This is a genomic window from Sulfurospirillum arcachonense DSM 9755 (assembly GCF_000597725.1).
GTDB lineage: Bacteria > Campylobacterota > Campylobacteria > Campylobacterales > Sulfurospirillaceae > Sulfurospirillum_A > Sulfurospirillum_A arcachonense.
Genome location: NZ_JFBL01000004.1, coordinates 122,759 through 135,531, shown reverse-complemented (window position 1 = coordinate 135,531; position 12,773 = coordinate 122,759). Strand labels below are relative to the sequence as shown.

General features: G+C 28.5%; 16 protein-coding genes. 4 read left to right on the top strand and 12 right to left on the bottom strand.

Annotation, left to right across the window (positions count from 1 at the left end; all coding sequences use genetic code 11):
* Positions 1 to 74: 74 nt before the first annotated feature.
* The 4 genes from K354_RS0104815 (at position 75) to K354_RS0104800 (ending at position 1,419) form a co-directional block, all read left to right on the top strand.
* Entirely contained in the window at positions 75 to 269 is a 195-nt protein-coding gene (locus K354_RS0104815) for a hypothetical protein (RefSeq protein ID WP_024954377.1), read from the top strand.
* On the top strand, positions 269 to 496 hold the full coding sequence (locus tag K354_RS0104810) for a hypothetical protein (protein ID WP_024954376.1): 228 nt from the start codon (positions 269 to 271) through the stop codon (positions 494 to 496). Before K354_RS0104815 ends, K354_RS0104810 begins: the two co-directional genes overlap by 1 nt.
* A 96-nt stretch (positions 497 to 592) precedes the next feature.
* On the top strand, positions 593 to 799 hold the full coding sequence (locus K354_RS0104805; RefSeq protein WP_024954375.1) for a hypothetical protein: 207 nt from the start codon (positions 593 to 595) through the stop codon (positions 797 to 799).
* Positions 796 to 1,419: an ATPase gene (locus K354_RS0104800; RefSeq protein WP_024954374.1), complete on the top strand. Its 624-nt coding sequence runs from the start codon at positions 796 to 798 to the stop codon at positions 1,417 to 1,419. The genes K354_RS0104805 and K354_RS0104800 overlap by 4 nt, the downstream gene beginning before the upstream one ends.
* Positions 1,420 to 1,820: 401 nt before the next feature.
* On the opposite strand, the gene K354_RS0104795 is transcribed toward K354_RS0104800, so the two are convergent.
* The 12 genes from K354_RS0104795 to K354_RS14970 form a co-directional block, all read right to left on the bottom strand.
* Entirely contained in the window at positions 1,821 to 2,849 is a 1,029-nt protein-coding gene (locus tag K354_RS0104795; RefSeq protein WP_024954373.1) for a type IV secretion system protein, read from the bottom strand.
* A gap of 27 nt (positions 2,850 to 2,876) precedes the next feature.
* Positions 2,877 to 3,890, bottom strand: coding sequence for a hypothetical protein (locus K354_RS0104790; RefSeq protein ID WP_024954372.1), 1,014 nt, complete (start codon positions 3,888 to 3,890; stop codon positions 2,877 to 2,879).
* The gene (locus K354_RS0104785; RefSeq protein ID WP_024954371.1) at positions 3,874 to 4,422 is read right to left on the bottom strand and encodes a toprim domain-containing protein; all 549 of its coding nucleotides are present in this window, start codon (positions 4,420 to 4,422) and stop codon (positions 3,874 to 3,876) included. The genes K354_RS0104790 and K354_RS0104785 overlap by 17 nt, the downstream gene beginning before the upstream one ends.
* Complete coding sequence (locus K354_RS14605) at positions 4,423 to 6,093, bottom strand: type IV secretory system conjugative DNA transfer family protein (protein ID WP_024954370.1); 1,671 nt, start codon at positions 6,091 to 6,093, stop codon at positions 4,423 to 4,425.
* Entirely contained in the window at positions 6,090 to 6,467 is a 378-nt protein-coding gene (mobC, locus tag K354_RS0104775; protein WP_024954369.1) for a plasmid mobilization relaxosome protein MobC, read from the bottom strand. Before mobC ends, K354_RS14605 begins: the two co-directional genes overlap by 4 nt.
* Positions 6,461 to 7,408, bottom strand: coding sequence for an ATPase, T2SS/T4P/T4SS family (locus K354_RS0104770; protein WP_024954368.1), 948 nt, complete (start codon positions 7,406 to 7,408; stop codon positions 6,461 to 6,463). The genes mobC and K354_RS0104770 overlap by 7 nt, the downstream gene beginning before the upstream one ends.
* Positions 7,395 to 7,592 carry a hypothetical protein gene (locus K354_RS0104765; RefSeq protein ID WP_024954367.1) on the bottom strand — a complete coding sequence of 66 codons (198 nt, stop codon included), beginning with the start codon at positions 7,590 to 7,592 and terminating at the stop codon, positions 7,395 to 7,397. The genes K354_RS0104770 and K354_RS0104765 overlap by 14 nt, the downstream gene beginning before the upstream one ends.
* A gap of 75 nt (positions 7,593 to 7,667) precedes the next feature.
* Positions 7,668 to 9,896, bottom strand: a complete 2,229-nt coding sequence (locus K354_RS0104760; RefSeq protein ID WP_024954366.1) for a hypothetical protein — start codon at positions 9,894 to 9,896, stop codon at positions 7,668 to 7,670.
* Positions 9,897 to 11,030, bottom strand: coding sequence for a TrbI/VirB10 family protein (locus K354_RS0104755; RefSeq protein WP_024954365.1), 1,134 nt, complete (start codon positions 11,028 to 11,030; stop codon positions 9,897 to 9,899).
* Complete coding sequence (locus K354_RS0104750; protein ID WP_024954364.1) at positions 11,020 to 11,988, bottom strand: TrbG/VirB9 family P-type conjugative transfer protein; 969 nt, start codon at positions 11,986 to 11,988, stop codon at positions 11,020 to 11,022. The genes K354_RS0104755 and K354_RS0104750 overlap by 11 nt, the downstream gene beginning before the upstream one ends.
* Positions 11,985 to 12,626 carry a VirB8 family type IV secretion system protein gene (locus K354_RS0104745; protein ID WP_024954363.1) on the bottom strand — a complete coding sequence of 214 codons (642 nt, stop codon included), beginning with the start codon at positions 12,624 to 12,626 and terminating at the stop codon, positions 11,985 to 11,987. Before K354_RS0104745 ends, K354_RS0104750 begins: the two co-directional genes overlap by 4 nt.
* Positions 12,619 to 12,765 carry a hypothetical protein gene (locus K354_RS14970; protein WP_156928210.1) on the bottom strand — a complete coding sequence of 49 codons (147 nt, stop codon included), beginning with the start codon at positions 12,763 to 12,765 and terminating at the stop codon, positions 12,619 to 12,621. The genes K354_RS0104745 and K354_RS14970 overlap by 8 nt, the downstream gene beginning before the upstream one ends.
* Between the last annotated feature and the right edge of the window lie 8 nt (positions 12,766 to 12,773).

Below are 12,773 nucleotides of genomic sequence, written 5' to 3'. Positions count from 1 at the left end.
AAAAAATCTAATTCAAGAGTTAGGAACATTGGAAATAGATTATAACCTTATATTTACTCAATATAAGAGTGATAGTGAACTTAGAAAAAGCAAAAGAAGAGTTTGAAAATCTTGAGTACTGGGTTCATAATACAAAAATGCTAGATATAATGATAAAAGAAGATATAACAATAGATAAGTGTTTGGAAAATGGTATCTATAATAATTGGTTTAAAAACCATGCGGAACAAATGAAAAAATTGATTAATGATTTAAAAGGAGCTTTATAATGATAAAGAAGAATACAAGAGTAGATAATAAAACGCTATTAAGTAAAAAGAAGAGTGAAGCTATAAGTGATATTAAAATATATAAGATTAAATCTCAACCAGTTCATGGCATACCAATAGATTTACAAAAAGATTTAGATGAGTGTTTTCCGGATATGTCATTTTCAGCATTAGCAAAACAAGGATTAAGAGAGCTTATTCAACAACATAGAAATAAAAATAAATGATATTGTAATAATTACATTATGATATCATAATGATATCATTTTAATGTCATTTTAATGATACTTTAGATATAATATATCATACTAAGGAGTAAATAAATGAATAATATTTCTAAAAATTTATTAAAAGCAGCGAAAAGTGCTCAAGATGTAGCTAGAGAAAAAGCATTCAAACATAATTTACCAATTTGTTATGAAGATAATCAAGGAAATTGGGTACATGAATATAAAGATGGTCGGAAAGTAATTTGTGAGTTTGATAAAGATTTACAAGAGTATATCGAAACTAATAGGGTTTATATATGAGTTCAAAATCAGTTTTTATAATTGTTGGTGGTGCAAATGGTAGTGGTAAATCTACTTTTACGGAAAGCTATTTAAAAAATAAAAATGATATGTTAATTATTGATCCTGATAAAATAGCAAGAGAGCTACCAAATAATATATCAAATAAAGATATAGCAGCAGGAAAAATATCAATAAATAAAATGAATGAATATATTAAAGAAAATAAGAATTTTATTGTTGAAACTACATTATCAGGAAACACTCATTTAAAAATGCTTGATAAAGCAATAGAAGAGGGGTATAAAACCACTTTAATATATGTTGGTACAGAAAACTATAATAAAAATATAAATCGTATAAATCAACGTGCTTTACAAGGCTTACATGATATTCCTAAAAATGACGTAATTAGAAGATATAAAAGGTCTTTAGAAAATTTAAAAAATTACTATAATAAAGTTGATGAAAAGATGATTTTTGACAATACAAAATCATATAAAAAACTTTTACATGTAGATAAACAAAAAGTTAAATATTTAGCTCCTAAAACTCCTAAGTGGTTAAAACAAGCATTAGGAAGTGAACTAAAAGTTTTAAGAGCTAAAGACCAAGAACAAAAAAAGGAGAATGAAAGATAAAAAAATTACTATGTGCTATTTTTATAAGTAGTTTAATTTTAACAGTTTTAAATGCTGAAACATCAAAAAATACAAAAGAGAAATTAAACAATGGAACTAGCTCTTTTGCTACTTTCAAATCAGATGAAGAAAAAAAGAAAAATCTTAATAATATGCTAAAAGATTTATACAGAAAAGCAGAACAAAATCCTAATTATAAAAAGTTAAACAAGTGGTAAAACCACATACTAAATACAGACTAGAAGACACTATTTATCGTCACAGATTTATAAAGCAGATAAATTGATTAATGCAAAAATAACTTATCAAGAAAGTTTTCTTGTGGAAGTGACAGAAAGGAAAAGGGAGAAATTTACATTTATTCATTCGTAGTAATATATATAAATTTCTCCCTTTTATGTTTATTTTGTTGGTTTTATTCTATCTCTAATATCACCTGTTCCAATTGAACTAGGTGCAGAATTACCTCTATTTTTGTATGCATTATATCCTTGCTTTGCCATATTACTTGCAAACTTGACACCTGTAAACTTTGTAAAGGCTGTCATAATTGTACCAACTGCACTTACTGCTCCAAGTCCACTTGTAATAGAACTGCCCTCATTTGCACTTCCTATAATTTGATTTATGATATTTGGTATTTTAAAAATCGCTAGAGCTACTAAGAGCTGTGCAATAACTAGAGCTATAATATAAACTATATTATCATAAAAATTTGACTCCATATTTCCGGTAATAAACATTGTAGCTTCTGCTATCTTTTGAGCTAGTACACCAAAGATTAAAGTAAATGGAGCATAGAGTGAAAGTGATATATAAAGCTTTGCCCATGCAAAGAATATGTGTTGAGTTCTAAAGAATATCAACGTAGGTAAAACTATAATTCCTAATGATAAAACTATTTGAGCCAAGAAAGAGCTAAATAGAATCATAGCTATTATGACAAATATTAAAAATGTACCACTTAGAAAAAATATAGTTGAAAAGAAGTATGGAAACCAATCTTTCCATGAGCCATAATTTCTAATAGTATTTAATAAATCTAACATTGATGTAGAAAGGGCATTAATCATGTTTGATGGTGTAGCATTAGGGTCTACTTGGCTGATAGCTCCTGATACGAAAGAGCTAAATATAACTCTAGGTAAATCAACTAAATCAAGTACTACTTGATACCAATGAGGATTAATGATAATTGCTTTTACCAAACCAAGTAGAATAACTCCAAAGATTGCTTTTTGTGCTAACTCTTCGTTAGATATTCTTTTAGTCATTATAAAAAGACCTAAAATCATAATTGCTAAAGTATATACACTTGTAAAAAACCAAGTGTTATATATTCCTGCTCCTGCTTCATAAAAAGCCTCCGTTAAATCTGCTGTTACCGAATGAAAAATACCTGCTATAAATTTATAGATATCAAGTTCCATTAAATCTCCTTTTCTTACTATGTATTTTTACCACTTGTTTAACTTTTTATAGTTAGGATCCTGATCTGCTTTTTGATATAAATCTTGTAAAAATTTCTTCTTGTTTTTCTTCTTTTCTTCCTCTGATTTGAAAGTAGCAAAAGAGCTAGTTCCATTCTTTAATTTCTCTTTTGTATTTTTTAAAGATTCAGGGTCAACTTTAGCTTGTTCTTGTTCTTTTTCGCTAAGAGCAGCCAAAGATATTGCATTAAAAAAATGCATTTGTAAGTCATGTTGTTCATCTACTGTTTCTAACAAAAGCAAAAGAATTTCATTAGTTGTTTGTTGTTGCTTTAACATATCTTTTTGTGACTCAATTTGAAGAGCATATTTTTCAATTTTCTTAAATCTTTCATCACTTCTCTGTTTTCCAGCTTCACTCATAAATCTTTCATTATAAATAGCTGTTGGAGCTAAAAGAGCATAACGTCTTAACTTATCTTTTTCTATGCCTTTTATTTTTAAATATGTATTCATATTTGCTACGGCTCTTTCGTATTTTTTATAGTTACCACTTTTAACTGCTTTTTGAATTTCTTTTTGTAGATTATTGTATGTTTCATCATCTTCACTTATGAAAAGTTTCTCAAACTCTTTTTGCCATTTTTGAAAATCATCATTATTCAATGGCTCATCAATATTATGATACTCTTTCATAAAGCGTTCTGCACCCATATTTTTAACACGTTCACCCAAGCTCTGCATTCTCTTTATAGAACTTTGTAAATCATTTGCAATTCCCATGATTCTTTTTTTTGGATTGAAAATTTTCTCTCCAGTATTTGTCAAAAGATCATTTGCTTTCTCTGTAAGTTTATTTAGTTCATTTAACTTTTCTATTTGTTTTAAAACTCCCTCCATTTGGTCGTTCATAGCTTTAATTTGTTTCATATAGTAAGTATAACTTGTAGGGTCACTCACGATATCACCCATGCCAAAAATGGCAAACATTTGAGTTTTTATAAGTATTAAAGTTAATACAATGCTAATTACTTTTTTCATTTTTAAATTCCTCTTTTTGCAAATCTTGTCTTGTTAAATGTAGTATCATTAATTCCAAACTAATTAAATTTAGAGTATTATTACTGCTCTTGGGGTTAGCTTTTTCTTTTTCAAGACTTTTTTGATAAGTCCTTATCTGTTCCAACTTTTGTATTTGTTCTTTACTCGGATTTATCCAATTAGATAATTGATTAATACGATTATAAAGTTTGATTTTTTCATCAAGTACTTTTGATATCTCTTCTTTTAAATTTCTCCCTTTTTCAAGTACCTTTGCGTTAGTGATAATTTTATGAGCTTTAGTTTCATCATTCCAATCTTTGAGATAAGATTTATCTCTAGTAGTTTTTAGGTCTTTACGTCTTGAGAGTAATTTGAGAGTTTTATCGTGATAGTAATCACCTTTTTCATCATTATCATAGGCATTTACAACGTCTTTTAGATTAGGTAACATTTTAACAAGCTCTCTAAAAGCTTTAATTGCGTCTTCTTTCATGCGGCCATTAAAAGAAGTAGTATTTAGATTTTTCATTTATGAGGTCTCCTTTAAGGTATATTTTTTAATAAGCTTTTGCATCTTTTTGTTTTCAAAGTAAAAGTTAATTTTAGCTTTGATTGGTCTAGCTTTATACCCATAAACAGTTATAATCATTTCATCTTTTTTAAGATTAAGTAAGTCTTGTGCTGTTACAAGGCTATAGCCTTCATCACTTTTTGATTTTGAACCCGTAGCTTTATTAAATTGAGTGCTTTCGCTTTCTTTCGTTCTTGTAAAAGTACCTATTGATTTTGATATTCTTTCGGCTTCTTTTTCGTTGTTCACCGCAAAATATATGTTATAGGCACAAGTACCTGAAATGATATCTAGGTCGTCTTGTGAGTAGTATTTTTTAATTTGTGCTTCATTTTGACCTATAAAATAAAGAGGCATATTATATGATCTTGATAAAGCAGGAAATTCTATTAATTTTTCAAGTTTTCCAAACCTTATAATTTCATCTGCAATTATCGGTACACATTCGTGAGGATTACTATTTTCTTCATCCATAAGATTTTGTAAAACTGCCTCTATAAAAATTCTAATTAATGGTGCTAATGTAGGTATATCTTTCTCTTTCATTTTTAGATATATAGTGATATTTTCTTTTCGTAGTGCCTCATAAGTGATACTCATATCATTTGTAGCTTCTGCTACGTCATAATCAGTAAAGACATTAAGTGTTCTTGTATATGTAGTAACTATACTTTGGAACTCTTTACGATTGATTCTACTTGCAGCTCTAGCCATATCCCTTACAAGTGGGTCAAGCTCTGTATCTTCTGCAGCTTGTTTTAAAAACAAGTTCATTTCATCAATTATTATTCCCTCTTCTTCTGCTTCTTCTAGCTGCTGCATATAATCATCATTCAATAACTCTGCAGCTGCTTTTTTTGGGTATCTTCCTAGCTCATATAGATAGCTTTCATTGTATTTAGTAATATCATACATAGCAAAAAATACAAATAAATCTTTTGCACTTTCTATCCAATGGCTATCAGCGTTTTTATCTTTTACAAATAGTACATTTGAAAATTCTTTTACAAGTCTAAGACGTTCATTAAAAGTAAAATTTTTAATTATTTTTTTTGAAAAAGGATTAAATTTAAAAGTATTATTCTTTTTATCATAAGGACTAAAACAGTAAATTTTATTTTTTAATACCATTTCACGAAACTTTGAAGTAAGTTTATATAACTCACCTTTGATATCAGTTACTATCAAACTATACTTAAAAGTTAAAAGGATAGGAATTGCAATACCCGCTGTTTTTCCTGCACCTGGTGTTGCCATTATAAAAACTGAACGAGGATCTTTAATATAGATAGTTTTTCCATTAAAGTTAGCGATAGGAATACCACCTTTCAAGCTAAAACCAATTTTTTCTATATCTTTCAATTTAGCCCAAGTTGCAAAACCATATTTTTTGCTATTCTTACCTTGTACAAGGAGAAAAAGGGAGAGAAAAAAAGGTGTAATTGCATATGTACTTGCAAGATAAACTTTTTGATCTAAACTTCTTCCTTGTAAAAATCCGTAGTATATATCATTCACTATTTGAAATGAGCTATATAAATTTTTATTAAAATATATACATATTGATAAATAAAAAATTGGTATAATTGCACCAATTGAAAATATCAAAAAACCTATTTTGATTTTCATATTACTTCTCCTATTATATTTATATTCTTTTTTAGTTCTGCCTCTGCCTCTTTTGTAGATTTTATAAGTTCTTCACAAAGTACAGTAAATTCCATTTCATCAAACTCTAGCTCTTGCTTGTTTAACTGATAAGCAATTTGATTTAAATTATTAGTTACTCTTGATAGATCTAAAAGAATTCTTGAATTAAAAGTTAATAAGCGTTCTATATTGTGTAAACTTTTTAGATTAGATCTTTTATCTATCAATTTTCTTATTAATTCAGCTTCTGTTTTTTTGTATTTTTTTGTTAATTTTTTTAAGTTATTGCTAGTAGTCTTACTAAGCCAAACATTGATACGTCTATGTTTATTTTCGTTATTCATAGCTACCATTTCATCTTTTTTAGATCTAAAACTTCGGTAATGATACGTTCATTTTTTTTACGATCTTTTCTTATCTGTATAATGTAGTCTATAGCCGAGCAAATAAAGCTATTTAATGCCTCTTTGTCGTGTATCTTATGTCCTAGCATAGCATTAGCTTTCATTGCATTTATCGCATCCTCTGTCGAGTTTGCATGAAGCGTTGAAATAGATCCAGTATGTCCAGTATTATTTAAACGTAAAAAAGGCATTGTATTTCTAACATCAAGTTCACCCATAAATAAACGATCAGGTGATAATCTATTTGCAGCATCGACACCATCTTCATAAGTAAATATTCCATTTTCTGTTTTTGATACAAGTAATTGAGTTTTATTGGGATTGCTTACTATAATTTCTGGTGAGTCCTCTATTGTTACAACTCTATCTGATATATCCATTTCTTGTAATAGTGAATTTAATAATGAGGTCTTTCCTGATCCAGTACCACCGCTTATTAGAACATTTTTCTTTTGTGCTACTAAGCTTTTTAAAAAAGCATAGGTTATATCTGTGCCAAGTTCTTTGCTAATAATGAATTTTTCCAACTCAAAAATTGTAGTGTTTGGTATTCTAATATTTATCTGTATAGATTGACCACTTAATATACTTGAGTGAACTAAAGTAACACGATAATTAGTTCCTGGTATTGAAGTAAATAGACGAGGATTTTTTCTATTAAATTGTGTTTCTCTTGTGTTTGCCAGTTGTGTTGCAAAAGAGTTTAATAGATCTTCCGTTAAATTATCATCTTGTATAGCCTCATATTTACCAAGTTTATCTATATAGATTGTTCCAGGTTGATTTATAATAATTTCATTTACATTTTCTATCTCTAAATATTTAGCAAATTTACTAAGTACATTTACAAATACTTTTGATTTTAAATGAGGATTATTAGTTAAACTCATCTGTTTTTTCCTCGTTTTGTTTAGGACTAATAAGCTCTAAATATTTAGTTATTAAGTTATTTCTTGCTTGTTCTGCTCTTTTTAAACTTTTTTTTCTATCTAGTACAATTTTTTCTTTCTCTTGTATATCTTTTAATAGTTTTTGTTGCTCTTTCAATCTTTGTTGCTCTTGAGTAATATCCATATTTTTCCCTTTTAAGTTTTTTATATTTAAATAGGTGGCCTTCTAAAGCCACCTACGACCTTTATCTTTTTTCTCTTACTTAGCTATATATTTAAGCGTTCCACTATTCGGCTGTGTATATGTTGTACCATCAGCTCTCAAATAATCTTGTTGTGACTCAATAACATCTATGATTTGATTATCTGCATAATTTGGTTTTAATGCAAATCTCCATATATATCCATAATCATAACACCAATTATCTCCACACTCCTTACTCGTATCATTAGGTGTTACAGAAATATTAACTGCTTTTGGTGATAATGTATTAAATGCTACGTTTCCTCCTGTTCTCCAATTACCAAGAGAATATTTATAAGTAAAATCTCCTATTGTTCCTGTGAAAATTGTACCCAACCAATTGTTTCCAATATATTTTTTTATATAGTTATATGTATATGCGAGGTCTGTTTTCACGCTACTTTTTGCTTTTACATTTGATGATGTATGATTTGGACTTTTTCTAGTCCAATTTGGTTGACCTACCAACATTTTATCTGTACCAAGTATTTTATAGCCTGTTCCTGATGGTAAAGTAATTTGTTTTGTGAGTGTGTCAACGAGTACTTCTGTAACTGAAAGTTTTTGATACGGTATCACTTTGTCAGCTTGACAAGGATATAATTCCACAAGTTTATTTTCGTCTGTGTCTTCAAAAGTAACTTCTCTAAAAAATGTTGTAGTTAAATTTTCATCAGAATTTACAACATTACATTGTTTTTCTATATATGGATATGCTTTACTTGTTTCTATTCCTTTATCTACATACTCTTTAGTTGTAGTTCCAGGAATAAAGAAATAAGTGTTTATTCTTCTTATTGCTTGTTTTGTAGCATCTTGATATGTGTATCCTGCAAATTCTTCTTGCATCTCAAGCCCACCGCTTGAGGTAGTTTGACAATCAGTTGCAAACTTTTTAACACCTAATAAATCATCATAAGCGACACGTTGCTTATACAAAACTCTACCATCTATTACTTGATATTGGCACGTTGTATCATCTAAGTAATGATTGTATATATAATTTTCCCCTGCATCCACGCAGTCGCCTATGTCATATCTGACATTTTGCCACGTATAAAAGTATTGAGTTTGTGCGAATGATTTATTAATAGTAAAATCGTGTCTTTCATCTTCACAACTTGATAAATCATTTTCCAAAGGTATTCTATCATCGGAAATTGTACATTCGCCTAACTCAACTTTTTGATTATCAAGTACATAAAAGAATTGCTTTCTTAAAATTGCTTCATTCTTTTCAAAATCAACACCTGGTGTACAACTTCCAACCTCACTTTCAAGATTTATAGTCTCGTCAGTAGGTGTACAGTTTCCAACGTCTTCACGTTGATTTTTAAATATATAGTAATATTGTTTTTGAATTTGTGCTGTGTTTTTTTCATAATTTGGTTTTGCTTTACACATTCCAACCTCACTTAACAGTTCAATAGCATCATCATAAACGCAACCTCTTACTAAAAACTCTCCTGCTTGTATATCAGTAACATATAATTCACTTCCTAATTGAATAGTATTTTTTTCATAATCAACTTTATTAGGGCATGATGAAGTATTATATTTTGGATAATAAGCATTAGAAGTTTTTCCCGCACAAATTAGTCCTTGTTGAACGTAATAAGTTGCTATACCGTCTTTTATAAAATTTGGGTCACATTGTACAGTTTGCTGTAAACTGTCATTTGATGTTGAAGTATCGTTGTCACTATCATCATTATTATTATCATAAGCTAATGGTGAAAATCCTTTATCATTGCTTGAAGATGGATAAGATGATGAAGGTATAGAGGCATTAGAAACTGTGTTATCATTTTCATTATTTTTTGTATCTTTACTTTTTTTCTCATCATCTTTAATTGAGTTTATGATGTCTAAAAACTCTTGTTTATCACCGCCAGTAACTAAGATATTACTATCTTTTTTCATTACTATGTCACGCTTTTTCAATCTACCTTTTTTTGAAAAAGGATTGCTTAAGTCATAAAGCTTTCCTTTATATTGGAGTTTATTAAATTTTATAACTGCATTTTTGTTTTTTTCAACATTATACTCACCTTGAAGTTTAATGTTTTCTTGTAATTGTTTATCTTTTAGCATAGGTTTTGCATAAATTGTACCAAAACCATTTTTAAAAAAAATGTCTTGTTCTGTTTTGACATTTAAACTATCACTCTCTTTTTTAGCTTCTTGCTCTTGTGCATTAACTAATGTAATCAAAATGATTAATAGTAAAACTAATTTTTTCATTTATTCTGCTCCTTTTTTGGGTATTTGTTTTTCATGGAAATATTTAGCTAATATTTCACCATTTTTAGGCTTTGGAAACCAAATATCTACTGTTGGATTAATAAAAATTCTACTGCCTGAATCAACGGTTATAAGTGGGTTAATCGTGGTTTGTTCATCAATGATTTTACGCATTATATATCCTATATCTTCCCTAGAATTATTGAGTATCACTTGAGTATTGTTGTTGTTTCCATCGCTACCATTTCCTGTTGCATTGCTTAATAAAAGAAGTACAGAGTTAGAAAGAGTTGAAAGAGATAGAGGTAAACCGTATCTTTCCCAATATCGCTCATCCATTACTCCTACTATTCCACTATTACCTAAAATATCTGCACTTTGAGCTTTAGTTAGAAGTATGTTATGTCCAAAAGGTGTTAAAATTCGTTGCCACATTAACATGAAACGATTTTCCCCTATTTTGTTATCATTTTTATAAAAGCCTATTGCTTTTGAGCCTTTAGGAATTAAAAGAGTGTCTCCCATAGAAGAATAAATATCTTCTTCAATTTGAGCTACAACTTTACCCGATAAAGTAGAATGAATAGAGTTAGTTAAAATTGCTGGTATCATCTTATCGGCTGTTATAGTTCTATAAAGTTTTGTTTGATATGAAGAGTTATCTTGAGTTGAATAATTACTGAATTTTCCATCTCCAAAATCTTTTTCTTTTTTAGGTTTAATAAAAGAGTTTTTAGGTGGCATGTTTTCATCTGTTCGTTGAATTCTTGAAGCTAAAATAATTTTTCTTTGTTTCTCAAGCTCCTTTGTTTTAATCTCTTCTTGACTTTCAAATATGTTAAGATCAAAAATTTCTTTTTTTTTATTAAGATCTTCTTGTATGGTATCAATTTTCATTTTTATGTCTTTTTTCTCTTCTTTTTTCTCCACTTTTTTTTCTTTATAGGGAGCATGTTTTTTTTCAGGTAGCAACATATAAGCATCAACTGGAAATTTAGTGTTATTCTCTGATTGAAAGTTATTTATTTTATTTTCTTCATCTAGACTAAGATAGGCATATAGAAATAAACTACCTATCATTAAAAGAGGAATGGAAATTATTACAAAGAAATTGAGTAATTTTTTATTTTTCATCACTCTTACCTTTTTTTCTAACACAAACGTATTTATCACCTATACGTAAAGTAAATTTGTCTGCTATCGTTTCAGCCATTATATAATCACCTACTACACGAGTATTAACTGGATTATCGTATCCATCAACTACCCGAAATATTACAGGAAACTTTTTGTTTGCATCGTCCTTATCATATTTGAAATAAGTCCATTTGTTATCTCTGAATATGTCATAAGCTTTTAGTTCTTCTGCTCCTGTTTGTGTAAAATCTCTAGTGATATATCTTTTATCTATAGAAATTTTTTCTATTCCCTCACCAACAGTTATGAAGTTAGGATTGTTTTCTATATTCTCTTTTAGCTTCTGCTCTTGAGCTTTTTTAGCTTTTCTAGCTTTTTCAAAATCCTCTTTTTCAAGATTAGTGATTTGCAGCTTTTGAATATGCTCTAACTCTTCACTTACAAATACAACTAAATGAGGGTTGTCTTCGTTTTTATGATCTGTAGAAAAAAGATAAAAAGAGTAAATATTACCACTCTCACCGATAATTGTAAGTGACGTATCAACACCTATCATTAATGGTTTAATTTTTACCATATTAGATAAATCATATTTTCCTAGACCTAGGTTCTTTATTTGAAAACCTTTAGGGTCACCAACAAGTGCAAAAGCTACTTTATCATTATGTAAAATAAGTAAAGTTTCCATAGCATTACGAGTTCTAATTCTGTACGTCTTGTTTTCTTTGTATTTTATATTTAAAATATTGTCGGAATTACCATTTTCTTTAATGCTGCTTTTTGTCTTATCTTTATAAATAAATGAATCTTGTAAATTTTCTAAATTTATCATTGGATCTATATATTGATTAAAATTATTGTTGCTTGAAGCTTGATTATTTCCTTCATCTTCAAAAACACTATCATTAGCTAATACCAAAAAAGGGAGAAGTAAAAGTATTAAAAGTTTTTTCATTTATAATCCTTTGTCCTGATTTCACTTAAAGAATATGAATTGACTTTAAAAGTTGTTGGGTTGATTTTCATATCTTCAAATTTCATTTTTTCATTTTTAAAGTGAAATTGAACTACTACACGATAATCACCGACTTTGATTATTTCACCGTTACGTTTTGTTGTTGCTTGAAAATCAATTTGAGCTATGGGGTTGTTAGGAATAAAAGAAGTGTTGAGTAATTTAATTTCTCTAGTAATTTCTTTATTTTGATAAATTGAATTTTCATTTTTGAAAATCTTTCCAAAATCTTTCCATACTCCAAAGGTACTTTGTAATCTAACTCTTTCAGTTCTGAAACGATCATCTATATTGTTTTTCGTTTCTCTCATGTAAACATAACTATTTACCAAAGACTCTTGAACTGCTATGTCATTTTGCATTTCTTCATTAGCTTTTCTAACTTGTATAAAATTCATATCAGCATTTGAAAAGTTCACAAAATAAGGCTCTTTTTCTTTTAACGGGAAAAGTGAGATTATGCAAATAACTAATATAAAAATAATTGCACTTTGAACCATATTAATTTTAAAGAGCATGTTGGTAAGGTTTTTTTCCAAAAGATACAATGAAATTGCATCTTTAACTTGTTCAAACATTTTTCATTTCTCCTTGCTCCATACAAGCACAAGGTGATTTTTTAAAATTTTTATATGCAGGATTTGTTGGGTTTTTATCAGCACATCCGCTCAACATCAACGCATATATAAGACCAATTATTAATAACAACTTTTTCATTTTTTCTC

Bases quoted from the DNA above. Each gene is read 5' to 3' on its own strand.
- K354_RS0104810 (WP_024954376.1), top strand. From the start codon at position 269: ATGATAAAGAAGAATACAAGAGTAGATAATAAAACGCTATTAAGTAAA.
- K354_RS0104805 (WP_024954375.1), top strand. From the start codon at position 593: ATGAATAATATTTCTAAAAATTTATTAAAAGCAGCGAAAAGTGCTCAA.
- K354_RS0104800 (WP_024954374.1), top strand. From the start codon at position 796: ATGAGTTCAAAATCAGTTTTTATAATTGTTGGTGGTGCAAATGGTAGT.
- K354_RS0104795 (WP_024954373.1), bottom strand. From the start codon at position 2,849: ATGGAACTTGATATCTATAAATTTATAGCAGGTATTTTTCATTCGGTA.
- K354_RS0104790 (WP_024954372.1), bottom strand. From the start codon at position 3,890: ATGAAAAAAGTAATTAGCATTGTATTAACTTTAATACTTATAAAAACT.
- K354_RS0104785 (WP_024954371.1), bottom strand. From the start codon at position 4,422: ATGAAAAATCTAAATACTACTTCTTTTAATGGCCGCATGAAAGAAGAC.
- K354_RS14605 (WP_024954370.1), bottom strand. From the start codon at position 6,093: ATGAAAATCAAAATAGGTTTTTTGATATTTTCAATTGGTGCAATTATA.
- mobC (WP_024954369.1), bottom strand. From the start codon at position 6,467: ATGGTAGCTATGAATAACGAAAATAAACATAGACGTATCAATGTTTGG.
- K354_RS0104770 (WP_024954368.1), bottom strand. From the start codon at position 7,408: ATGAGTTTAACTAATAATCCTCATTTAAAATCAAAAGTATTTGTAAAT.
- K354_RS0104765 (WP_024954367.1), bottom strand. From the start codon at position 7,592: ATGGATATTACTCAAGAGCAACAAAGATTGAAAGAGCAACAAAAACTA.
- K354_RS0104760 (WP_024954366.1), bottom strand. From the start codon at position 9,896: ATGAAAAAATTAGTTTTACTATTAATCATTTTGATTACATTAGTTAAT.
- K354_RS0104755 (WP_024954365.1), bottom strand. From the start codon at position 11,030: ATGAAAAATAAAAAATTACTCAATTTCTTTGTAATAATTTCCATTCCT.
- K354_RS0104750 (WP_024954364.1), bottom strand. From the start codon at position 11,988: ATGAAAAAACTTTTAATACTTTTACTTCTCCCTTTTTTGGTATTAGCT.
- K354_RS0104745 (WP_024954363.1), bottom strand. From the start codon at position 12,626: ATGTTTGAACAAGTTAAAGATGCAATTTCATTGTATCTTTTGGAAAAA.
- K354_RS14970 (WP_156928210.1), bottom strand. From the start codon at position 12,765: ATGAAAAAGTTGTTATTAATAATTGGTCTTATATATGCGTTGATGTTG.